A 23,491-nucleotide genomic window follows, 5' to 3' on the forward strand; every position below is an offset into this window, starting at 1 on the left:
GCTGGCTTGTCGACTGGCGCGGGCAATGACCAGGCACCGACCGTTTGAGAACGGGGCGCAAAAAAAAGCCGCCCGATCGGGCGGCTGCAATCCCTGACCAGCGTTAGAAATCGAGGGAGAAGTTGAGCGTCATGGCATGGTCCTTGGTCTGCCCGGACAGCTGCCCCGAGTAGCCGATACCCAATTTGCCAGCCGGCGTGACCTGATAGTCCAGGCCGGCCTCGACCAGCGCGCTGTCCTTGGCGATCGGCACGCCCTGGGTCGTGAACGAGGTGCCGCCATCGATGAAGCTCAGGTCGGCATCCGGCTTGGTATCGCCATAGGCATGGCGCCAGCCCAGGCCCAGTCGAGGGGTGAGCTGCTGGCCGTTGCTCAAGGTAATGCGCTTGCCCGCGCGCAGGCCAACGGTGGAGAACGTCACGTCCTGGCTGGCCTTGGCCTTGAGTGCCGCAGCGCCGCCCTTCTCCTTGCCGGTGTCGCTGTCGTAGTTGACATAGGACAGCCCGACGAAAGGTTCCAGCGCCACGCCCGCGGCGTCCATGGCATAACCGACCTCACCGAAGACCTGGGCACTGCGGGCGTTGTAGTCGGCCTTCAGGCGATCGCTGTAGCTGCCGACGGCGACGTCACGCTTGGTCTCGATCTTGTGCCAGCTGTAGGCCGCCCCCAGGCGCACCGCAACGGCATCGAACTGGGAATTGAGGTAGGCCCCAAGGTGGGTGGTGTTGACCGTGGCTTCCGACTGCCGCTGGCTGGCCTTCAGGTCGCTGCGGGTATAACCCACGGCCGCACCGGCTCGCCAGGTGTCATCCAGCTGGCGGTCGCTGCCCAGCACGAAGCCCGACAGGTTGCGATCCAGCTTGGCGGTATTGCTGTTGCCGGACATGTCGCCCCAGGTACCCAACACACGCATCCAGCCCACCATCTCGCCCTGGCAACCGCTGCTGCTCAAGCGATTTTCACGGCTGGCCAGCACTTGCCGAGGGTCGTCCTGGCTACTGTTGCAGCCAGGCTGGCGCATGCGGTCGTTGAGGGCATCGCGCATGTAGCGCGAATCCTCCAGCAAGGCGCTGACCGTACTGGCATGGATTTCCCCGGACAGGCTATTGAACGCATTCTGTGCCCCGGCCCGGTCCAGGCCGAGGATCTGATCGTTCAACTGATCGGCAGGATCGTCGTCATCTCCCGAATAGGCGCCCAGTGCCGCCGCCACTCCGCGCTGGTTGCGGGTCTGGGCGACGTCGACGAAGGCGGTCTGGTTGCGGCTGACATTCAGGTTCACCTGGTTGGCGCTGTAGGCCAGCGAGGTGTCGAGGAACACCAGTTGCGGCAGGTTGCTGCTGCTGAAAGTACCAGTGATGCCGCCACCGGCGTTGATCAGCGAGTAGCTGGTGGTGCCGCCACCGTAGTTCAGGCCGGTGACCTGCAGATTGCCCGCCAGGTTGGCGGTGCCACCCACTTGCAACGCCGGGCTCGTGGCCGAGGTCGGTGTCAGTTGCAGGGTCCCGGTGCTGCCGTTGCTGAAGTTGCCGGTGACCGCCAGCTTGCCGATCGGCCCGCCGGAACTCACCAGGCCATTGTTGACCAGCCCCCCGACGCTGCCGTTGCCTTGCAACGCGGCGCCATTGCTGACCACCACCTGCCCAGCCAGGGAAGCCGGGGCGTCGCCGATCTGTACAGTGCCCTGCTCCACCGCCAGGGTGCCGCTGAAGGGCTGGTTGCCATTGAGCTGCAGCAAACCAGCGCCCTGCTTGACCACCGTACCAGTACCACTGAGCTGGCCGTTGAACACGCCATTGCTGTTCTGCGCGAACAACATCCGGGCGTTGACCAGCATCCGTCCCTGCAAGCTGGTGGTGTTGCCCGCCAGGGTGCCGCCACTGACCGTGGTGCCGCCGGTGTAGGTGTTGGCACCCGTGAGCAGCAAGACCCCGGCATCGGTTTTCTCGATACCGCCGCTGCCCACCAGCGGTGCATCGATCTGGGTTACCACTCCACCATTGATCCGTACCTTGGCCAGGCTGCCATCGCTGCCATTGGTAGGGCTCAGGCTGCCATTGCTGCCGGCGACGAAGTTATAGCCGCTGTCGAGCACCTGCATGCCGGTGAAGCTCTGGTTACCGGCCACGGTCACGGTGCCGCCCTGCCCGCCGAAGATCACGAACTGGTTGCCCGCACCCTGGGTCTGGGTACCGGTGGGGTCGGTCCAGTTGGTGGACGAGCCCCAGGTGCCGCTGCCACCACCGATGCTGCCGTTGGCCGTGGTCTGGCCGCCGTTCCAGAACTGCACCTGGCCTGGCGCGCCCTGTACCAGCAGGTTGACCTGGTTGGCCAGGGCGGTCTGCAGGCTCAGGGAGCCCGGCAGCACACCACCAGGCAGCGTGCCGTAGTTCAGGCCGTTGTTGGTCAAGGTGCCGCCGTAGCGGAACAGTTGGTAGACGCCTACGCCGAAGTTTCCGGCATCGGTGATGTTCAAGGTGCCGTCCAGGGTGAGGTTGCCGGCCACGTTGACCGCCGTGGTGGAGCTGGTGGCCTGGCCCAGGCTGAAGTCCAGGTTGGTGCCGGAAGACAGCACCAGGCCGCCCACGGACAACGGCGTGGCACTGCCGCCGGCCTTGAGGCTGGCGCCATCGCCCAGCTGTACGGTACCGGTGAGCTGGCCGCTACCGCCAATGCTGGCGCCATTGGCCACCTGCACATTGCCGCTGGCCAGGCTGCCGTTGACCAGCAACGAGCCGTCCTGCACCTGGGTGGTGCCGGTAAAGCTGTTGTTGCCGGTCAGTAACAGCGTGCCGCTGCCTTGCTTGATCAAGGTGCCGTTGCCGCTGAGGTTGCCGGCATAGGTGCCATTGGCGTTCTGCTGGAACATCAGCGCGGCATTGTTGAGGATCGAGCCCTGCAAGCTGCTGGCATCGCCGCGGGTGGTGCCTGCGTTGAGCGTGGTACCGCCGCTGTAGGTATTGGCGCCGCTGAGCAGCAAATCGCCGCTGCCATTCTTCACCAACGAGCCATTGCCACTGATCGCGCCGCTGAGGGTCAGGGCCTGCTGGTTGGCCAGGTTCAACTGCGCGCCAAGGGTAATGGCATTGGCCAACTGCAGCGCCACCGGACTGTCGAGCTGGGCGTTGCCGCCCACCGTCAGGGCTCCACTGCCCAAGGCGTTGTCGTTGCCCAGGACCAATTGCCCGGCCTTGAGCAAGGTGCCGCCCTGGTAGGTATTGACGCCGTTCAAGGTCAGGCTGGCGTTGCCATTCTTCACCAGGCCGCCGGTGCCACCGACCACACCGCCCAGGGTCAGGGCATTGGAACCGCCGATGTTCAATGCACCAGCCAGGTTCAGTCCATTGCCCAGGGACACCGCCGTGTTGCTGTCCAGGGTGGTGCCATTGGCGGTGCTCAGGGCACCGCTGCCCAGGGCGCTGTCATTGCCCACCACCAGGGTGCCGCCCTGCAGCGAGGTGCCGCCGCTGTAGCTGTTGTTGCCATTGAGCACCAGGGTGCCGCTGTCGAGCTTGGCCAGGGTGCCGCTGCCGGTGAGCGTCACGCCGAGGGTGGCGGTGGCGTTCGGATCGACCCGAATCGCCGTGTTGCCGGTACCGCCATTGACCAGGTTCAGAGCCCCGCCCACGCCGCCTACCAGGTTGTAGCCGTCGGTGACGAACTGCATGCCGGTGAGGCTTTGCGTGCCATTCACGGTCACGGTGCCAGCATTGCCCTGGAACACCGCGAAGCTGCCGCCCCAGGCCTGGTTCGAACTGCCATCGACCGACGTCCAGTTGCTGGTGCCACTGCCCCAGGTACCGGAGCCGCCGTCGATCACGCCGTTGCCCGTGGTCTGCGAGCCATCCCAGAACAGCACGGTGGTGTTGGGGGCACTCACCAGCAGGTTGACCTGGTTGCCCACGGCGGTTTGCAGCTGCAGGTCGCCTGGCACCACGCTGCCGGGCAGGGTGCCAAAGTTGAGGCCGTTGTCGGTCAGTGCCCCGGTGTAGTTGATCAGGCGATAGACGCCGGTGCCGAAGCCGCCGATGTCGCTCACGTTCAAGGTGCCGTCCAGGGTCAGGTTGCCACCGACGTTGACCAGGGCATTGCCACCACCGTTGACCGGCGCGCCGAGCCCCACGTCCAGGTTGGAGTTGGCGCCCAGTACCAATGAGCCTGCCGACAGGGTGTTGCCGGAACTCAGCGCCAGGTGCCCGCCATCGGCCACGGTGAGGGCGCCGCCCAGGCTGCCGTTGCCGGTCAGGGTCGCGCCGCTGTTGACCGTGACCGCGGCGCTGGCCAGCGAGCCGCTGAGGTTCAGCGTGCCGCCGTTGACCTGGGTGTTGCCGCTCAGGGTACTGGTGCCGCTGAGATTGAGCGTGCCGGTACCGGCCTTGATCAGTTGCCCGCTGCCGTCCAGGCTGCCGCCGAACGTGCTGCCCTGGTTACCGCTGCCCAAGGTCAGGGTATTGCCGCTGCCGATGGCCACCGCACCGCTGCCGCTCAGGCTGCCCAGGCTGGCCGAGGCTCCGAGGTTGAGGTTGCTGCCAGCGGCCAGGTTGACACCGGCGCTATTGCCCAGGGCACCGCTGCTCTGGGTGGTCAGGCTGCCGGCCAGCACGTTGATGGGGCCACTGAAACTGTTGTTGCCACTCAGGGTCAGGTTGGCCGCGCCGTTCTTGGTCAAGGTCCCGCTGCCGGCAATCACGCCGCCCAGGGTCAGGTCGTTGGCCCCGGCCAGGGTCAGCCCGGCATTGACGTTAAGGTCGTTGGTCAGCACCAGCGGCGCACTGTTGGCCAGGGTCGCGGTGCCGCCCACGGTCAGCGCGCCGCTGCCCAGGGCCGTGGCCTGGGCCAGGGTCAGGGTGCCGGCGTTGAGCAGGGTACCGCCCTGGTAGTTGTTGACCCCGCCCAGGGTCAGGTTGCCGGCGCCGTTCTTGATCAACTGGCCGGCACCGCCGATGGTCCCGCCCAGTGCCAGGTCGTGGCTGCCGGCCAGGGTCAGGTTGGCATTGAGGGTCATGGCGTTGGCCAGGCTCAGGGCACTGCCACTGTCCAGGGTCGCAGCGCCGCCCACAGTCAGGGCTCCCGCGCCCAGGGCACTGTTGTCACCCAGGGTCAGGGTGCCGGCATTGAGCTGGGTGCCACCACTGAAGCCGTTGCTGGCGTTCAAGGTCAGGTTGGCAGCACCATTCTTGGTCAGGCCGCCTGCACCGTTGACCGCGCCACCCAGCGTCAGGTCGGCGGTACCGCCGATGCCCAGGTTGCCGGCCAGGTTCAGGGCGTTGGCCAGGCTGACCGCAGTGCTGGCGTCCAGGGTGGTGCCCGCGGCCGCATTCAGCGCTCCGCCACCCAAGGCGGTGTTGCTGGCCAGGATCAGGCCGCCCGCGTTCAACGCGGTAGGCCCCAGGTAGGTATTGTTGCCGCCCAGGGTCAAGCTGGCGCTGCCGTTCTTGACCAGGCTACCGCTGCCACCGATCGCCCCACCCAGGGTCAGGGCGTTGGAACCGGCGATATTCAGTGCACCGGCCAGGGTCACGGCATTGCCCAGGGTGACCGCCGTGTTGCTGTCCAGGGTGGTGCCATTGGCGGTGCTCAAGGCGCCTGTGCCCAGGGCGCTGTTGTTACCCACCACCAGGGTGCCACCCTGCAGCGAAGTGCCGCCGCTATAGCTGTTGTTGCCATTGAGCACCAGGGTGCCGCTGTCGAGCTTGGCCAGGGTGCCGCTGCCGTTGATCGCCACGCCGAGAGTGGCGGTGGCGTTCGGGTCGACGCGGATCGAGGTATTGCCACCGCTGCCGTTGACCGCCGTCAGCGAACCACCGGGGGCCCCCACCAGGTTGTAGCCGTCGACGACGAATTGCATGCCGGTGAAACTCTGCGCCCCGGCCACGGTGACCGTACCCGCAGTGCCCTGGAAGACCGCAAAACCGTTACCCCAGGTCTGGTTGAGGGTGCCATTGACCGAGGTCCAGTTGCTGTTCAGCGAGTCCCAGGTGCCGCTGCCACCATCGACCGCGCCATTGGGCACTGTCTGGCTGCCGTCCCAGAAGCGAATGTTGGTCCCCCCCGATACCAGCAGGTTGACCTGGTTGCCGACGCTGGTCTGCACCACCAGGTCGCCAAGGTTGAAGCCCAGCGGTACGCTGGCCACGTTCAGCCCCAGGTCCACCAGGCTGCCGGTGTAGTTGATCAGGCGATAGACGCCCACGCCGAAACCACCGGCATCGCTGACGTTGAGCTGGCCGCCCAGGGTCAGGTTGCCGCCGACATTGAGCAGCGAAGTGGTGGACGGCGCGCCAAGGTTGGCGTCCAGGTTGGCGCCGCTGTTGAGCACCAGCGAGCCCACCGACAGGGTATTGCCCGAATTCAGCGCCAGATGGCCACCGGACGCCACATCCAGGGCGCCCAGCAACGAACCGGAGCCGGTCAGGGTCCCGCCGCTGGCGACGTTGACCGTGCCGCTGGCCAGGGAACCGTCGACCTTCAGGGTGCCGCCGCTGACCAGGCTGTTGCCGGTCAGGCCATTGATGCCGCCCAGGGTCAGGGTGCCGCTGCCGACCTTGGTCAACTGCCCGCTGCCACTGAGGTCGCCGTTGAACACCGAGCTGGCGTTACTTCCACCGACACTCAGCGCCACACCAGGACTGAGTTGCACCGAGCCGCTGCCAGTCAACCCGCCAAGGCTGGCATTGGCGCCCAGGTTGAGGCTGGCGCCCGCGCTGATGTTGGCCCCGGAACTGTTGCCCAGGGCGCCGCTGGAGAGCGTGGTCACACTGCCGGCCAGCACGTTCAAGGGTCCGCTGAACGTGTTGTTGCCACTCAGGGACAGGTCCGCCAGGCCGTCCTTGATCAACCCGGAACTGCCACCGATCACCCCAGCCAGGATCAGGTTGTTGTTGCCGGCCAGGGTCAGGTCGGCATTGAGGGTCAGGTTGTTGCCCAGGGCCATTGGCGTGCTGTTGTCCAGGGTCGCGGCGCCGCCAACAGTCAGGGCGCCGGTGCCCAGGGCCCCGCTGTTGCCCAGGGTCAGGGTCCCGGCATTGAGCGCGGTGCCACCCTGGTAGGTGTTGATGCCGTTGAGCGTCAGGTTGGTCGTGCCGTTCTTGATCAATTGCCCCGTACCACCGATGACCCCGCCCAGGGTCAGGTCGTTGCTGCCGGGCAGGGTCAGGTTGGCATTGAGGGTCAGGTTGTTGTTCAGGCTGATACCTGGTGCGCTGTCCAGGTTTGCCGCGCCAGCCACGGTCAACACTCCGTTGCCCAGGGCGCCATTGTTGCCCAGGGTCAGGGTCCCGGCGTTGAGCGTGGTGCCGCCCTGGTAGGTGTTGGCGCCGTTCAGGGTCAAGTTGGCGTTGCCGTTCTTGATCAAGCTGCCGATCCCGCCGACCACTCCGGCCAGGGTCAGGTCGGCGCCGCCACCGATAGTGACCCCGCCGCCAAGGTTCACCTGATTACCCAGGCTCACTGCGGTGTTGCTGTCCAGGGTGGTACCCGCTGCCGCATTCAGCGTGCCGGTGCCCAGGGCCTGGTTATTGCCAACGATCAAGCGACCCGCATTGAGGGTGGTATTGCCCTGGTAGAGATTGGCGCCGTTGAGCGTGAGGTCGGCGCTGCCATTCTTGATCAGGCTGCCGGTTGCGCCGGTGAGCACGCCGCCCAGGGTCAGGGCATTGCTGCCGGCCACCGTCATCGCGCCATTAAGGGTGATGCCGTTGCCGACAGTGACTGCGGTGCTGGCGTCCAGGGAGGTGCCGTTCATGGCGACCAGCGGCCCCGTCCCCAGGGCGCTGTTGGAGCCCAAGGTCAGCGTGCCGCTCGCCAGCAGGGTGCTGCCCTGGTAGGTGTTGGTGCCGCTCAAGGTCAGGTTGGAAGCACCGCTCTTGATCAACCCGGTGAAACCACTGATGTTCCCGCTCAGGGTCAAGGGGTTGCTGCCTGCCACCGTCAGGTTGCCGCCATTGAGGTTGATGTCGTTGCTGACGCTCATGGCGCTGCTGGCGCTGAGCGAACCGGAGCCCGAAAGCGTCAGGGTACCGGTGCCCAGGCCCGAAGCATTGCCCAGGACCAGGCCGCCGGAATTGAGCACCAGGCCACCGGCGTAGGTATTGGTTCCGTTGAGGGTCAGGTTGCCTGTGCCGTTCTTGATCAGGCCGTTGGTGCCACTGATATCGCCATCCAGAATCCACTGGTTGGTGCCCCCGTTCAGGGTCAGGTCGGCATTGAGCACCATGGTATTGAGCAGGTCCAGGTTGGTCGTACCGACCAGGGTCGTGGCCCCCCCGATGGTCACGGTGCCTGTACCCAGTGCCCCGCTGTTGCCCAGGGTCACGGTCCCGCCATTGATCAGGCTCCCACCCTGATAGGTGTTGTTGCCATTGAGGGTCAGGTTGGCCGTGCCGTTCTTGGTCAGGCCACCGGTGCCGGTGATCAGCCCGCCCAGGGTCAGCGCGTTGCTGCCGGCCAGGTTGAGGTTGCCGGCCAGGTTCAGGGTATTGCCCAGGGACACCGAGGTGCTGCTGTCCAGGGTAGTGCCGGCGGCGGTATTGAGCACGCCCAGGCCCAGGGCCAGGTTGCTGCCGACGATCAACGACCCGCTGTTGAGGTTGGTGTTGCCCAGGAAGCCGTTATTGCCGGACAGGGTCAGGCTTGCCGTGCCGTTCTTGTTCAGCCCACCGGCACCGTTGATCTGCCCGGACAGCCCCAGGTTCTGGGTGCCGCCAATGGTCAGGGCGCCGGCCAGGTTGACGTTGTTGCCCAGGCTCAAGGCGGTGTTGGCATCCAGCGTCGTACCGGCCGCCGCGTTGAGGGTGCCGGTGCTCAGGGCGCCGGCATTGCCGACAATCAAGCGCCCGGCATTCAGGGCCGTGTTGCCCAGGTAGGCATTGGCCGAATTGAGGACCAGGTCGGCGCTGCCGTTCTTGATCAGGCCACCGGCACCGCTGACCAGGCCGCCCAGGGTCAGGGCATTGCTGCCGCCCAGGGTCAGGTTGCCGGCCAGGGCCAGGGCGTTGCCCAGGCTGATGGCGGTGTTGGTATCCAGGGTGGTGCCACCGGCCGTGCTTAACAAGCCACTGCCCAAGGCATTGTTGTTGCCCAGGATCAGGCTGCCGGCATTGAGGTTGGTGGTGCCGCTGAAGCCAGTGTTGTTGCCGCTCAGAGTCAGGCTGCCAGTGCCGCCCTTGTTCAGCGCAGCGCTGCCGCTGAGGACGCCGGACAGGGTCAGCGCGCCGACACCGCTGGTACTCAAGGCGTTGTTGAGCACCAAGCTATTGCCCAGGTTGATGGTGCCTGGCGCGCTCAAGGTGGCCGCGCCGCCCAGGGTCACGGTGGAAGTGCTGAAGGCCTGGTTGTTGCCCACCTGCACCGTGCCGCCATTGAGCGTGGTACTGCCGGTGTAGGTATTGGCGCCATTGAGGGTCAGTTGCCCGGCGCCAGACTTGACCAGCCCGCCGCCACCGGAAATCACCCCGGCCAGGGTGGTGTCGTTGCTGCCTTGCAGGGTCAGGCCGCCAGCGCCCAGGCTGATCAGGTTGTTCAAGGTCAGGCCGGCGGTACTGGCTTGCAGCACACCACCATTGGAGGTCAGCAGACCGCTGCCGAAGGTGGCGCTGTTGTTGTACAGGGCCACCCCGCCATTGAGCGTGGTGTTGCCGCTGACCACCGGCCCCTGCAGCGTCCAGGTGCCGCTGTTGAGGGTCAGGTTGTTGAAGTTGACGTAGTTGGCACTGGAAACCGTGCCGCTGCCGGTGGTGCCGCCACCCACGCCCAGGGTGTTTTGCAACAACAGGGTGTTGGAACCGCCAGCGCCACCGTCGATCTGCCCCGTAGGAGCAAACGTCAGGTCGACCCCCAGCAGGCCGCCCAGGGCGATGCCGATCCCGCCGCCACTGCTGACCGAGGAGCCGGTCACCGCGGTGAAGCTGTTGGTACTGCCAGCGCCCAGGGACACGCCGCCGGTGATCTGCCCGGTGTTGGTGAAGTTGTTGCCAGCCGTCGAGGATTGGAACGCCACCCGGCCCACCAGGGTGCCGTTGTTGGTCATGTTGACCTGGGAGCCCCCACGCACCGCCACCACCGGCGCATCGGCGGAGAGCAGGGTCAGGCCCAGCAATGCCGAGGAACCGATGCTGCCGTTGTTGACGATGGTGGTGCTGCCGCCCGCGCCGTTGTTGATGTTCAGCGCCATGCCGTTGAGCGTGCCCAGGTTCAGGCCGAGGATGCCTGACGTACCGTTCAGCGTACCGGTGGCGCTGTTGTTGACGTTGACCACCCCGGCGGAACCGTTGCCGATCACCACGCCATTGCTGAGCAGGGTCACCAGCCCGAGCAGGGCCGGATCGACGGTTCCGTTGTTGTTGAAGGTAATGCCGTTGCCGGTGAGGCTGATCGCCGTGCCGCCGAGCAATGAGTTGAACGTCGCACCACTGCCGACGTTGACCGTTAGGTTATCGGCAGAGCTGGCGAAGGCGTTGGTCAGGATCGCTGTGGCATTGCCAGTGCAGTTGACGGTGTCGTTGGCCACCGGGTTGGCTGGCGAACAGGCTGCCATGGCAGCTGGGCTGGCCAGGCTCCAGAGCAGGCCGGCTATTCCAAGGCGGATGGCCATGGACAGAGGAGACAGATTGACAAACACATCCCTGGCATGACGAACGTTCACGAGCGACTCCTTTCGTGAGCAGGCTTTTCATCCGTAAAAATGCGTACTTCTCACAGGGTGCTTAGCCCTCTACTACTCGCATCGACGCCTGAAACCTGACCATTGGTAAAATTCCTTGGACAGAAACCTAGGGATGGTCTGAAGTAGCCATGTATTTCCCCGGCATACCACCTAGCGCAACTTTTAAACTCGCCAAATGATCAAAAAACAATCAATTCGACGAGTATTTCTTACGTTTTCGCCACCCGGACCCCACTCCGGTGGCCATTTCCCGCATTACAGGCGCACCTCTCCTGCATTCGTCAGTAAATGTCGGCGCGCCATCCACAGGTTCGACAGAGCGAACAGTGTCACCAGTTGCGCCGTGTTTTTGGCCAAGCCGCGAAAGCGCACCTTGGTGTAACCGAACTGGCGCTTGATTACCCGGAACGGATGCTCGACCTTGGCGCGCACCTGAGCCTTGGCCTTTTCAATCTTGCGCTTGGCTTTGTACAGCACGCTGCGCTTATCGAGTTTTTTGTAGGTGCTGCGGCGTGCCGCCACCTGCCAGATAACTTCACGTCCTTCATGCTCGGGCCGCTTTTCGACACCGGTGTAGCCTGCATCGGCGCAGACCACGTTTTCGTCGCCATGCAGCAATTTGTCCACCTGGGTGACATCCGCCACATTGGCCGCCGTGCCCACTACGCTGTGCACCAGACCCGATTCGTCATCGGCGCCGATGTGGGCCTTCATGCCAAAATAATACTGGTTTCCCTTCTTGGTCTGGTGCATTTCCGGGTCGCGCTTGCCGTCCTTGTTCTTGGTCGAACTGGGCGCATTGATCAGCGTTGCATCGACGATGGTGCCCTGGCGCAGCGACAGGCCGCGGTCGCCCAGATAGCCATTGATGACAGCGAGGATGCCGGCCGCCAGCTCGTGTTTCTCCAGCAAGCGGCGGAAGTTGAGAATGGTGGTTTCGTCGGGGATGCGCTCCAGGTTCAGCCCGGCAAACTGGCGCAGGATCGTGGTTTCGTACAGCGCTTCCTCCATCGCTGGATCGCTGTAGCCGAACCAGTTCTGCAGCAGATGCACACGCAGCATCGCCATCAACGGGTAGGCCGGACGGCCACCTTCACCTTTCGGATAATGTGGCTCGATCAAAGCAATCAAGCCCTTCCACGGCACCACCCGATCCATCTCGATCAGGAACAACTCCTTGCGGGTTTGCTTGCGCTTGCCAGCGTACTCGGCGTCGGCGAAGGTCATCTGCTTCATCGGGAAACTCGGTGGGTGGGGTCGCGGTATTTTGCCAAATCAGAAAGTCTTTTTCAGAGTTTCCCTAGACGACGCCATGACAGCTGCCTAATGGCCATGCACCATCAAATAGCATTAATACTTTGGAAGTATGTGGGCGCCTTTAGCGGCATAAATTCATAAATATCCGATAAATATCAATGATTTAAAGAAACAACCTCCTGCTCTTCGGCAAGCCTCGGGGCGCAACGACCGCCCTATTTCAGTGCAATTATTCCCTCTTTCAAACTCATTCCCCTTCATGGCAGCCGCCGCCCTGCCCTGGGCTCGAATACCTGCTCCAGACCTGGCCAATGCAAGTTGGTACGACACATGCAAACGTTTGCGCACCTGGGAATCCAGGCTATTCGCCGATGATTGCCCAAACCTGATCCCATCCCGCACGAACAAGGATTTTCAATGCATGCCACTTCCAGGCCCACCGCGCGCTCGTACCCACGCAGCGTTTCCCTGCTACTGGGCATCGTTACCGGACTACTCAGCCCTGCCCTGTTGGCCCAACCCGCCACCCCGGACGAATCGGCCCAGGGCGAAGGCCTGAGCAAGGACGTGCAACCGGCCAAACCCGGTGCCTACCTTTCCGACTGGTACAACCAGGACCTGATGCTGATCGGCAGCAAGGACATCAGCTTCGGCCCCCGCCCGGCGGACGACGTCTACCTGGAATACGAATACTTCGGACGCAAGGGGCCATTCGAGCTGTATGGCTACATCGACCTGCCGAAGATCCTCAATATCGGCAACAGCCACGACAAGGGCGTCTGGGACCATGGCTCGCCGCTGTTCATGGAACACGAACCGCGCATCTCCATCGACTACCTGGCCGGCCGCAGCCTGGCCATCGGCCCGATCAAGGAGTGGTATGTAGCCTTCGACTGGATCTACGACCACGGCAGCCGCACCGCCAACCGCGCCAACACCCTGTACAGCGGCCTGGGCACCGACATCGACACCCATTCGCGGGTCAACCTGTCCGCCAACTTCTACGGTCGCTACCAATGGGAAAACTATGGCGCCAGCAATGAGTACTCCTGGGACGGCTACCGCGCCCAGCTCAAGTACATCGTGCCCATCGACAAATTCAGCAACGGCGCGTCGCTGACCTACATCGGCTTTACCAACTTCGACTTTGGCTCCGACCTGCACAAGGACAACCCGGCCCGCACGGCCAACGCCACGGTGGCCACCAACGTGCTGCTGTACTCCTTCACCCACTTGCGCTTTACCCTGGTGGGCCGCTACTTCCACAACGGCGGCAACTGGGAGGACGGCAGCGTGCTGAATTTTGGCGACGGTGAGTTCCGCGCCCGCTCCAACGGCTGGGGCTACTACGCCGGGGTCGGCTACCAGTTCTAGCGACAGCGGCACATTTCGAGCGACAAGCGGCAAGACAACAACAGTTGCAACCTGGATCGATCAGGATCAGCGCCGGTCAACGGCAATCATGGAGGTGTTATGCGCGGCATTCAGAAAGTTTCGTGGATAGTGGGCCTGGGCGCGGTGCTGGCCACCGGGGCCTGGGCCAATGAGGCGCCGATCAAGCCCAAGGTGGTGCTGATCAGCATGTTCGCTCCGGAAGCGCAGAACTGGATCGAGCGCCTGGAACTCAAGCACAAGGTACGGGTACCGGGGCTGGCGGGAGAATATCCGGATATCAGCTGCAGCAACGACCGGCAGGTGTGCCTGCTGACCACCGGCATGGGCCAGACCAACGCCGCGGCCTCGACCCTGGCCCTGGCGATGTCGCCGAAGTTCGACCTGCGCAAGAGTTACTTCCTGATTGCCGGGATTGCCGGCATCAGCCCGCATCAAGGCACCATCGGCACCGCGGCCTGGGCCCATTACCTGGTGGAGTTCGGCACCCAGTGGGAGCTCGACTCCCGTGATGCGCCCAAGGAGTGGCCGACCGGCTACCTGGGGATCAACACCAAGGGCCCCAATGAGAAGCCGCCCCTGGACTACAAGACCGAAGTGTTCGAGCTCAACCCGAAACTCCAGGCCAAGGCGTTTGCCCTGAGCCAGAAGGTGACCTTGAGCGAAAGCAAGGAATCAGCGGCCTGGCGCCTCAAGTACCCCCAGGCTCCGGCCAACCAGCCGCCGGTGGTCACCCGCTGCGACACCCTGGCTGGCAATACCTGGTTCTCCGGTACGCGCTTGAGCGAACGGGCCGAGGTCTGGACCCGCTTGCTCACCGACAACAAGGGCGTTTACTGCACCACCCAGCAGGAAGACAACTCCACCTACGAGGCGCTGCTGCGGGCCAGTCGCGAAGGCCTGGTGGACGTCCAGCGCCTGGCGGTACTGCGCGCCGGCTCGGACTTCGACCGCCCAGCCCCCGGTGCCAGCGAAGTGGACAACCTGCTCAAGTACGCCGACCAGGGCGGTTTCGTGCCGGCGCTGGAAAACCTCTACCGGGCCGGCAACCCACTGGTGCAAGACATCCTCAAGAACTGGTCGAGCTGGGAGCGCGGCGTCCCGCAGTGACCCCGTGATCGGCCCTACCCCTACCTGTGGCCACAGCCGGACCTCTGAAACTGCGCCGACCCTGCGGGTCGTGCGCAGCCTGCGGAAGCGGCTACACAGCAAACCCTGTAGCCGCTGCTGAGCCCGCGAAGCTGGGCCAAGGCCCGCAGGGCCTTCAACGCCCCCCGGCGCTGCCCGCCTCAAGGAATCAGGATCACCTTGTCGCCGCCACCCTGGTTGACCTCGGCATAGCGCTCCAGCCCCTGCTCCAGTGGCGATTCCAGCAATCCCTCGGGCAGCGGCAACAAACCTTCATCGAAATAGCGACCGAACTGCTCCAGCATCGCCGCGCATTCCTCGACGCCATACAGCAACGAATTGATCCCCACTACCGAGCCGCCCTTGCGATACAGGGCCAGCGCCGGCAACTGCACATGGCCATCCACCGGCGCGGCGATGATGGCGATCCGGCCGAACGTGGCCAAGGCCGACACCGCTGCCGGCAGCCAGAAGCCAGTGGTGTCGAAGATCACCTCGGCGCCGCCGGCATAATGCTCGCCCACCTGGGTCGCGAGGCTCTCCGGCTGCGCCAGTTGCAGCGCCGGATAACCCTGGGCCTGCAATGCCTGCACTTGCTCCGGTCGACGCGCCGCCGCCAGCACCTGGGCGCCACGAACCTTGGCCAGGGCCAGGGCCGCAGTGGCCACGGCGCCGCCGCCGATCACCAACAGCCGGGTACCGGCCACCACGCCGCTACGCTCCAGGGCATCCCAGGCGGTGGTATAGGGCACACCGAGGCTCGCGGCCTGGGCAAAGCTCAGGTGCCGGGGCTTGAGCGCCACGCCCCTGGCCGACAACACCACGTACTGGGCATGACTGCCGTCGGCGAAAAAACCCAGGTCCCTGCCGGTGCCCCAGACTTCCTGGCCGATCAAGTCGTCCGGCCCCTGCTCCACCACCCCGGCGAAATCCCGTCCGGGAATCCGTGGCAACGTGGTGTAGGGAAAACGCCCGAGGACGTTCTTCACATCGCTGGGGTTCAGGCCCGCTGCCTTGATCCGTACCAGCACCTGGCCAGGGCCGGGCACCGGGGTCGGGACCTCCACCAGTTGCAAGGATGCGAGGTCGCCGGTGGCGGAAAATTGCAATGCTTTCATCAAAGGCTCCATAGGTCGGGAAAGAGTCGAAAATCAGCGCTCAGGACCACCACTGGCTGAACAGTTGGCGGCCCAGGGGCCACAGTTGTTCGCCACCGAGCATGCCCAGCAGCCCCACCAGGGCGATGGCCGGCGGTGCCGGGGAGCGCACCTGCAAGGCACCGTAGAGCAGCCCGACCAACAGGCCGGCTGCCAGGGACATCAGGTAATTCATGGTTCACTCCCAAAAGGCCGTGGTGCATGGGCTCGGCTACAACCACCGCGTCGTTTCATGCAGCCGCTGCCGCAGGCTGCGCATGGCCCGCAGGGCCACGGTCCTGCGTCCCTGAACGCAGCCTCGCAGGCTCGGTAGCGACTACAGGTATGGAGTGGATTCTAGAGGCAAGGAGACAGTGGCATCGGCCAAGTACTTCAGGCTATCGGCCAAAGCATCGCGGTGTCTCAGGCCGAGGGCTGGCCAGCGACGTACTGCGAGGGGGCGACACCCAGCTCGCGGCGGAACATGTCGCTGAAACTGCTGGGGGAGTAACCCAGCTCCCGGGCGATCCGGCTGACCGGCACGCCCTGGATCAGCTCCGCCGCCGCCGTGGCCAATTGCACCTGGCGCCGCCACTCGGCAAAGCCCAGGCCCAGGCGCTCCTTGAACAGCCGCGCCAGGGTGCGCACGCTGGCCCCGACGGCCTCGGCATGCTGCTCGAAGGAAATCTCCAGGGACGGCGCCGCCATCACCGCCTGGCACAGGCTGCACAGGCGACGGTCGGCGGCATCGGGCAAGACGATCTTCAACTCCGAGCGCCGGGCCCGTTGCAGCTCCAGCAGGGCCAGGCCCACCAGGGCCTCGTAGTAGTCAGGCTGGGGCGGTTCGAGCTCCACCAGGCGCACGATCAACTCCCGCAGCAAGGTATCCACTTGCAGCACCTGGACCCTGGCATCCAGGGTCGCCGCCAGGGACGGGCGCAGGTAGATGTTGCGCATCTGCAGGTCGCTGACCACGCGGATGCCATGGACCACACCCGGCGGCAACCAGACCGCCCGTTGCGGCGGCACCACCAGGGCCTCATGGGGCGTCTCGACCCACATCACCCCGCTCATGGCATACAGCAACTGGCCCCAGTCGTGCTCGTGGGGCTCGACGAACAGCCCGCGCGGGTAGGTGCGCGCCAGGGGTTGCACGGGAATCGCGGTATCCGAAAGGTCGGGGGGTGCGGCTAGGGCCATGGCAAGGTCGCGCTGGATCGGCGGGAGCCCATGGTAACCAGCCGCCCCAGGCGCCGCCAGCATCGCCCGCCCCCCGCATTCGATCCGATACGTCGGGACATGTAGCCCATGCATTGGGATAGCACCTGCAGCACAGCAACCGTTGGTAGCCCGAGCGGGTAATCGGAATGAATTTTTCCGTTCCCACAGAATCACTTCAAGGATCACAGGGAGGAATCAACGCTTTATGAACAACGCAAAGCTCTTCGTCATCGAGTACACCCTCCATGGCAACCCCAAGTCCTTCATCATCCGCCAGGAGAAGATGGACAATGCCGAGGCCTGGCACTGGGCCAGTTGCGACGCCGGAGTCGGCCGCATCGGCCGGTTCGGGCGTGAGCAAGTGAAGAAGACCAGCCGCCCCATGGCGGAAAAGTTCGGTATCGAGAACGTCACCTGGCGTCCTTCGGTCTAGCCGGGCGTACGGAGGGAGCCGCCCGGCCCCCTCCGCGCTTACCTGCGATTCAATCCCAGCCTTGCAGGCGCAGGGTCGCCCGCACCAAGCGCTGCTCCTCGTCTTCGATCTCCTTGAGGCTCTGGGCAATGCCCTGGATATGGGCCTGCGCGGCCTTGCGCGCCTGTTCCGGCAAGCGACCGGTGACCGCGTGGTACAAGCGCGCATGCTGGCGGTCGATCTGGCGCTTGTGCAATGGCCGGTGAAAGAGGTTGTTGACCGAGGCGAACACCGAATTGAGCAACAGGCCATTGAGCGAGCCCAGGGTCTGCACCAGCACCGGATTGTGCGAAGCCTCGCAGATGGCCAGGTGGAAGGCGTGGTCCAGGCGCGCCTGGGCAGCGGGTTCCAGGGCCTGCTCATGGGCCTCCAGCATTGCCTGGTAGCTGCGACCGATAAGCACGAAATCCGCCTCGGTGCCACGCAAGGCCGCCAGCCGCGCCGACTCTCCCTCCAGCAGCGCGCGAACCTCCAGCAGGTCGTAGAGGGTCCGTGGTTGGGAGCTGAACAGGTGCAGCAACGGCGAGCCCGCCGCCGGGGCCGACAGTTGCGCCACCTGCGAGCCACGGCCCTGCACCGTGTCGATGATGCCCCGGGCCCGCAGCAGCTTCAGGCCCTCGCGCAGGGCCGTGCGCGAGACCCCGAGCTTGGCGCTCAGGCGCCGCTCGGAGGGCAACCGCTGGCCGGTCTTGAATACGCCGTCGACGATCAGTCGCTCGATCCGCCCACAGACCACATCGGCCACCTGCAAGCGTGGCCCTGCTGGCTTGTCCTGCATCTCGTCCCCCACTGGTATGACCAGTCATCTAGCGGTTCGCGGCCCGCTCCAGGTTCACTTGCAAGCTGTTGAAGTTACTTGGGTTTATCGAAAACCCGGGACGGCGGCGAACAATAAAGTGGTTCGACCATTGCCGGCGCACATGGACACTAAGGCGCCCCGGGCCAATGATGCAAGGCATGCGTGATGCAGTCGCGACCTGATAACAACGACACAAGGTCATTCGCCAGCCATGACGATTCTCTACGATGAACGCCTCGACGGCGCCCTGCCCGAGGTCGACCGCCAGGCCTTGATCCACGCCCTGCGCAGCCAGCTGCCGGACCTGGAACTGCTGGACCGCCAGGAGCAGCTCAAGCCCTACGAATGCGACGGCCTGAGCGCCTACCGCAGCACCCCGCTGCTGGTGGCCCTGCCCCGGCGCCTGGAGCAAGTGCAGCAGATCCTGAAGATCTGCCACCAGCAACGGGTACCGGTGGTGGCCCGGGGCGCCGGTACCGGCCTGTCCGGCGGCGCCCTGCCCCTGGAAAAGGGCCTGCTGCTGGTGATGGCGCGGTTCAAGGACATCCTCAAGATCGACCCCGCCGCGCGCTGCGCGCACCTGCAACCTGGGGTGCGCAACCTGGCGATCTCCCAGGCCGCGGCGCCCTACGAGCTGTACTACGCCCCCGACCCGTCGTCGCAGATCGCCTGCTCCATCGGTGGCAATGTCGCGGAAAACGCCGGTGGCGTGCACTGCCTGAAATACGGCCTGACCGTGCACAACCTGCTCCAGGTGCGGATGCTTACCGTCGAGGGCCAACCCCTGACCCTGGGCAGCGAGGCCCTGGACTCACCGGGCTTCGACCTGCTGGCGCTGTTCACCGGTTCCGAGGGGCTGCTGGGGGTGATCACCGAAGTCACGGTCAAGCTGCTGCCCAAGCCGCAGATCGCCAAGGTGCTGCTGGCGGCCTTCGACTCGGTGGAGAACGCCGGCCAGGCGGTGGCGGCGATCATCGCCGCGGGCATCATCCCCGGCGGCCTGGAGATGATGGACAACCTGGCGATCCGCGCCGCCGAAGACTTCATCCACGCCGGCTACCCGGTGGACGCCCAGGCCATGCTGCTGTGCGAGTTGGATGGGGTCGAGGCCGATGTCCACGACGACTGCGAGCGGGTGCGCCAACTGCTGCAACAGGCCGGCGCCAGCGAAGTACGCCTGGCCCGGGACGAGGCCGAGCGCGCGCGGTTCTGGGCCGGGCGCAAGAATGCCTTCCCGGCGGTGGGCCGCTTGTCGCCGGACTACTACTGCATGGACGGCACCATTCCCCGGCGCCAACTGCCCGCCGTGCTGCACGGCATCGCCCGACTGGCCGCCGAGCACCGGCTGCGGGTGGCCAACGTGTTCCATGCCGGCGACGGCAACATGCACCCGTTGATCCTGTTCGATGCCAACCAGAGCGGGGAACTTGAACGGGCGGAAACCCTGGGCGGCAAGATCCTCGAGCTGTGCGTGGCCGTGGGCGGCACCATCACCGGCGAGCACGGCGTGGGCCGGGAGAAGATCAACCAGATGTGCGTGCAGTTCAGCAGCGACGAGCTGAGTCTGTTCCACGGCATCAAGCGCGCCTTCGACCCCCTGGGCCTGCTCAACCCCGGCAAGAACATCCCGACCCTGCACCGCTGCGCCGAGGCCGGGGCCATGCACATCCACCATGGACAACTGCCCTTTCCCGAACTGGAGCGATTCTGATGGCCGCCCCCACCGATTGCGACGCCAGCGAAGCCCTGCTGGAGCAGGTACGCGACGCCCTGGACAACGCCACCCCGCTACGCATCCAGGGCTCCAACAGCAAGGCGTTCCTGGGTCGCGACAGCGCTGGCGAAATCCTCGATACCCGGGTCCATCGCGGCATCGTCAGCTACGACCCCACCGAACTGGTGATCAGTGCCCGGGCCGGGACGCCGCTTAGCGAATTGCAGGCGGTACTGGATGCCGCCGGGCAGATGCTGCCCTGCGAGCCGCCGGCGTTCGGTACCGGTGCCACCCTGGGCGGCATGCTCGCCACTGGCCTGTCCGGGCCTCGTCGGCCCTGGGCCGGGGCGGTGCGTGACTTCGTCCTGGGCACCCGGATCATCAGCGGCCTGGGCCAGCACCTGCGTTTTGGTGGCGAGGTGATGAAGAACGTCGCCGGCTACGACCTGTCGCGGCTGATGGCCGGCAGCTACGGCTGCCTGGCTCTGGTGACCGAAGTCTCGCTGAAGGTGCTGCCCAAGCCCCGCCACTGCCTGAGCCTGAGCCTGGAACTGCCTGCCGGGCAAGCCCTGGCCAGGCTCGCGCAATGGGGCCAGCAGCCGTTGCCCATCAGTGCCGCCTGCCACGATGGCAGCCGCCTGCACCTGCGCCTGGAAGGGGGCGAAGGCTCGGTGGCCGCGGCCCGCGATCGGCTCGGCGGCGAGCCCCTGGACAGCCGCTACTGGAACCGACTCAACGAGCAGCAACTGCCCTTCTTCGACCCCGGCCTGCCGCTCTGGCGCCTGTCGTTGCCGCACAACACCCCGGAGCTTGCGTTGCCCGGCCTCCAATTACTGGACTGGGGCGGCGCCCAGCGCTGGCTCAGGTCCGATGCTCCGGCCGAGCGCATCCGCGCCGTGGCCAGCGCCGCCGGCGGTCATGCCAGTTGCTACAGCCATGGCCTGCTGGACAGCCCCTTCCAGCCCCTGGAACCGACCCTGCTGCACTATCACCAACGCCTCAAGGCGCAGCTCGATCCCCAGGGCATCTTCAACCCCGGCCGACTCTACGCGGAGCTCTGACCCATGCAGACCACCCTCAGCCCCGAGGCCCGGCAGTTGCCACGGGCCGCCGAAGCCGAACGCATCCTGCGCAGCTGCGTGCATTGCGGGTTCTGCAACGCCACCTGCCCCACCTACCAGGTGCAGGGCGACGAGCTGGACGGACCACGCGGCCGCATCTACCTGATCAAGCAGGTACTGGAGGGCGCCGCGGTCACCCATCAGGCGCAGTTGCACCTGGACCGCTGCCTGTCATGTCGCAACTGTGAGACCACCTGCCCATCGGGCGTCGAGTACCACAACCTGCTGGATATCGGCCGGGCAGTGGTGGACGCCGCCCTGCCCCGGCCCGCCGGCCAGCGCCTGCTGCGCCAGGGCTTGCGGGCCCTGGCGGGCAACCCGCAGCTGTTCAAGACACTGGTACTGGGGGGCAGCCGCTTGCGCCCACTGCTGCCCCAGGCCCTGCAAGACAAACTGCCGCGCCAGGTACCCGCCGCCGGCGTGCGCCCGGACAGGGTCCACGCGCGGCGCGTGCTGCTGCTCGAAGGCTGCGTGCAGCCGGGGCTGTCGCCCAATACCAACGCGGCCGCGAGCCGGGTCCTGGATCGCCTGGGCATCAGCGTGCAGCCGGTGGCCGAGGCCGCGTGCTGCGGCGCCGTGGACTACCACCTGGATGCCCAGGAGCGCGGCCGCCAGCGGGCCCGGCACAACATCGATGCCTGGTGGCCGCACCTGCAACAAGGTGCCGAGGCCATCGTCCAGACCGCCAGCGGCTGCGGCGCCTTCGTCAAGGACTACGGGCACCTGCTGGCCGACGACCCGGCCTATGCCGCCAAGGCGCAGCAAGTCAGCGCCCTGGCCCGGGACCTGGTGGAGGTGGTGCGGGCCGAACCTCTGGCAGCGCTGCAAGTACGCAGTGGACAGCGCCTGGCCGTCCATTGCCCCTGCACCCTGCAACATGCCCAGCAACTGGGCGGCGCCGTGGAAAGCCTGCTGCAACGCCTGGGTTTCAACCTGACTTCGGTGCCCGACGGCCACCTGTGCTGCGGCTCGGCCGGCACCTATTCACTGACCCAGCCCGCCCTGGCCCGGCAACTGCGCGACGACAAGCTGCGGGCCCTGGAAAGCGGCAACCCGGACGTGATCGCTACGGCCAACATCGGCTGCCAGAGCCACCTGGATGGCGCCGGGCGCACCCCGGTACGCCACTGGATCGAACTGCTGGACGCCGCCCTCAACCCTTGAACCCCCTGGAGCCTGCCATGCACCACAAAGCCGTGTTGTGCCAAGACGACGTCAGCCGCATCCTCGCCGCCGCCCGCACCGAGGCCCACCGCCAGCAGTGGCCGGTTAGCATCGCCGTGGTCGATGATGGCGGCCATCCCCTGGCCCTGGAGCGCCTGGACGGCTGCGCACCGATCAGTGCCTACATCGCCTTGGAGAAAGCCCGCACCGCCGCCCTGGGCCGGCGTGAGTCCAAGGCCTACGAAGACATGGTCAATGCCGGGCGCAGCGCCTTTCTCTCAGCGCCGCTGCTGACCTCCCTGGAAGGCGGCGTGCCGATTCGCGTGGATGGCCAAGAGGTCGGCGCGGTGGGCGTGTCCGGCGTCCGCTCCGGCGAAGATGCCCAGGTGGCGCAAGTGGCCGCCAACTGCCTGGAAGGATCCTGAGCCCTCAGCTGCGTGGAACGCCCCTGGGCCCTCAGCTACGGCGCAAGCTGCTGCGGTACATGAACAGCAAGGCCAGGGCCAGGCAAAGCATCGCCAGGATACGGTTGCCGGAGAGTGCCATGGCCGGGTTGCCGAACCAGCCGAAATGGTCGATCAACATGCCCATGCCCAACTGCCCGAGGATCACCGCCACCGTCGCCACGGCAGTCCCGACCCGAGGCACCGCGCCGACCATCACCAGCATGTACACCACGCCGAACAGCGCGCCGCTGAGCTGCCACTTGGGCGCCTGCAACAGGCCCATGGCCTGGGGCGGCTGGAAGAATACGATCAGCAGCGAGGTGACCAGGGCACCGACGGCGAACGTCAGCAGGCTGCTGCGCAGCACCCCCACGCTCTGCCCCAGGCGGCCGTTGATCGCCGCCTGCACACTGAGCACCGCACCTGCGGCCACCACGACCACCAGCAATAGAATCAGGTTCATGTTCAACCTCGGGCAATCAGGATCAGGGCGCCGACGATCAGCACCAGGGCCAGCCAACGCTCGGCGTTGACCGGTTTGCGGGCACTGCCGAACCAGCCGAAGTGGTCGATCAGCACGCTCTTGCCGACCTGGCCGGAAAGAATCGCGATCATGGTCATGGCAATGCCGATATGGGGGGTGGCCAGGGTCAACACCACCACGTAGATCGGCCCCAGCACTCCGCCCAGCAACTGCCAGCGCGGCAGCTGGCTCAAGGCCGGCCCCGGCTGCGGGCCACTGAACAGCAACAGCAAGGCCAGCAACGCCGCGCCGACGCCGAAGATGCTCAGGGTCGCCCACAGGTGGCCGACTTGGGCTCCCAGGGGGCCGAGCAAGCCGGCCTCCACCGACAGGCCCATGCCGGCCAGGATCACCAGCGGCAGCAGGGCCAGGCGTTGCCAGCCGGCAGTGGATACAGCGCTGGCCACTGGCGGTGGCAGCGTTGGGTCAAGGGTTTCGCAAGACATGGGGCACCT

Annotated in this window: 15 protein-coding genes; 7 read left to right on the top strand and 8 right to left on the bottom strand. The window is 65.7% G+C overall.

Features of this window, described 5'->3' with window-relative positions; translation table 11 throughout:
- Positions 1-103: 103 nt before the first annotated feature.
- Both ATY02_RS24075 and ATY02_RS24080 read right to left on the bottom strand, forming a co-directional pair.
- Positions 104-10,642 carry an autotransporter-associated beta strand repeat-containing protein gene (locus ATY02_RS24075; protein WP_416220643.1) on the bottom strand — a complete coding sequence of 3,513 codons (10,539 nt, stop codon included), beginning with the start codon at positions 10,640-10,642 and terminating at the stop codon, positions 104-106.
- A 276-nt stretch (positions 10,643-10,918) separates the two neighbouring features.
- Positions 10,919-11,899 (bottom strand): IS5-like element IS1384 family transposase, encoded by a 981-nt coding sequence (locus ATY02_RS24080; protein WP_010466230.1) that lies wholly within the window; start codon positions 11,897-11,899, stop codon positions 10,919-10,921.
- 438 nt (positions 11,900-12,337) lie between these two features.
- On the opposite strand from ATY02_RS24080, the gene ATY02_RS24085 reads away from it, so the two are divergent.
- Both ATY02_RS24085 and ATY02_RS24090 read left to right on the top strand, forming a co-directional pair.
- A complete protein-coding gene (locus ATY02_RS24085) occupies positions 12,338-13,294 on the top strand; it encodes a nucleoside-specific channel-forming protein Tsx (RefSeq protein WP_068582240.1) in 957 nt (318 codons plus the stop codon).
- Positions 13,295-13,393: 99 nt separating this feature from the next.
- A complete protein-coding gene (locus ATY02_RS24090) occupies positions 13,394-14,422 on the top strand; it encodes a purine-nucleoside phosphorylase (RefSeq protein ID WP_068582237.1) in 1,029 nt (342 codons plus the stop codon).
- Positions 14,423-14,601: 179 nt separating this feature from the next.
- Here the strand turns inward: ATY02_RS24090 and ATY02_RS24095 are convergent, their stop codons facing one another.
- The 3 genes from ATY02_RS24095 to ATY02_RS24105 form a co-directional block, all read right to left on the bottom strand.
- On the bottom strand, positions 14,602-15,558 hold the full coding sequence (locus tag ATY02_RS24095; protein ID WP_068582234.1) for a quinone oxidoreductase family protein: 957 nt from the start codon (positions 15,556-15,558) through the stop codon (positions 14,602-14,604).
- Between the two features lie 40 nt (positions 15,559-15,598).
- Positions 15,599-15,772: a DUF1427 family protein gene (locus ATY02_RS24100; RefSeq protein ID WP_083236002.1), complete on the bottom strand. Its 174-nt coding sequence runs from the start codon at positions 15,770-15,772 to the stop codon at positions 15,599-15,601.
- 227 nt (positions 15,773-15,999) lie between these two features.
- On the bottom strand, positions 16,000-16,776 hold the full coding sequence (locus ATY02_RS24105; protein ID WP_068582246.1) for an AraC family transcriptional regulator: 777 nt from the start codon (positions 16,774-16,776) through the stop codon (positions 16,000-16,002).
- A 226-nt stretch (positions 16,777-17,002) separates the two neighbouring features.
- Between ATY02_RS24105 and ATY02_RS24110 the strand changes: the two genes are divergently transcribed.
- Positions 17,003-17,230, top strand: coding sequence for a DUF6555 family protein (locus tag ATY02_RS24110; protein WP_068582221.1), 228 nt, complete (start codon positions 17,003-17,005; stop codon positions 17,228-17,230).
- A 49-nt stretch (positions 17,231-17,279) separates the two neighbouring features.
- Here the strand turns inward: ATY02_RS24110 and glcC are convergent, their stop codons facing one another.
- Positions 17,280-18,047, bottom strand: a complete 768-nt coding sequence (glcC, locus tag ATY02_RS24115; RefSeq protein WP_068582242.1) for a transcriptional regulator GlcC — start codon at positions 18,045-18,047, stop codon at positions 17,280-17,282.
- Positions 18,048-18,279: 232 nt separating this feature from the next.
- Here glcC and glcD point away from each other — a divergent pair, with 232 nt between their 5' ends.
- Genes glcD through ATY02_RS24135 form a run of 4 tightly spaced genes read left to right on the top strand, consistent with a single transcriptional unit; the run spans position 18,280 to position 22,492 of the window.
- Positions 18,280-19,779 (top strand): glycolate oxidase subunit GlcD, encoded by a 1,500-nt coding sequence (gene glcD / locus ATY02_RS24120; RefSeq protein ID WP_068582218.1) that lies wholly within the window; start codon positions 18,280-18,282, stop codon positions 19,777-19,779.
- Entirely contained in the window at positions 19,779-20,843 is a 1,065-nt protein-coding gene (gene glcE / locus ATY02_RS24125) for a glycolate oxidase subunit GlcE (RefSeq protein WP_164823712.1), read from the top strand. Before glcD ends, glcE begins: the two co-directional genes overlap by 1 nt.
- Positions 20,844-20,846: 3 nt before the next feature.
- Positions 20,847-22,067, top strand: a complete 1,221-nt coding sequence (gene glcF, locus ATY02_RS24130) for a glycolate oxidase subunit GlcF (protein WP_068582489.1) — start codon at positions 20,847-20,849, stop codon at positions 22,065-22,067.
- Between the two features lie 17 nt (positions 22,068-22,084).
- Complete coding sequence (locus ATY02_RS24135; RefSeq protein ID WP_068582485.1) at positions 22,085-22,492, top strand: heme-binding protein; 408 nt, start codon at positions 22,085-22,087, stop codon at positions 22,490-22,492.
- A gap of 31 nt (positions 22,493-22,523) precedes the next feature.
- On the opposite strand, the gene ATY02_RS24140 is transcribed toward ATY02_RS24135, so the two are convergent.
- Together ATY02_RS24140 and ATY02_RS24145 are read right to left on the bottom strand one after the other, a co-directional pair.
- A complete protein-coding gene (locus ATY02_RS24140; protein WP_068582482.1) occupies positions 22,524-22,976 on the bottom strand; it encodes a DMT family transporter in 453 nt (150 codons plus the stop codon).
- Positions 22,977-22,978: 2 nt separating this feature from the next.
- Positions 22,979-23,482 (bottom strand): DMT family transporter, encoded by a 504-nt coding sequence (locus ATY02_RS24145; RefSeq protein ID WP_068582479.1) that lies wholly within the window; start codon positions 23,480-23,482, stop codon positions 22,979-22,981.
- Between the last annotated feature and the right edge of the window lie 9 nt (positions 23,483-23,491).

The organism is Pseudomonas sp. BIOMIG1BAC, from assembly GCF_001705995.2.
Lineage (GTDB): Bacteria > Pseudomonadota > Gammaproteobacteria > Pseudomonadales > Pseudomonadaceae > Aquipseudomonas > Aquipseudomonas sessilinigenes.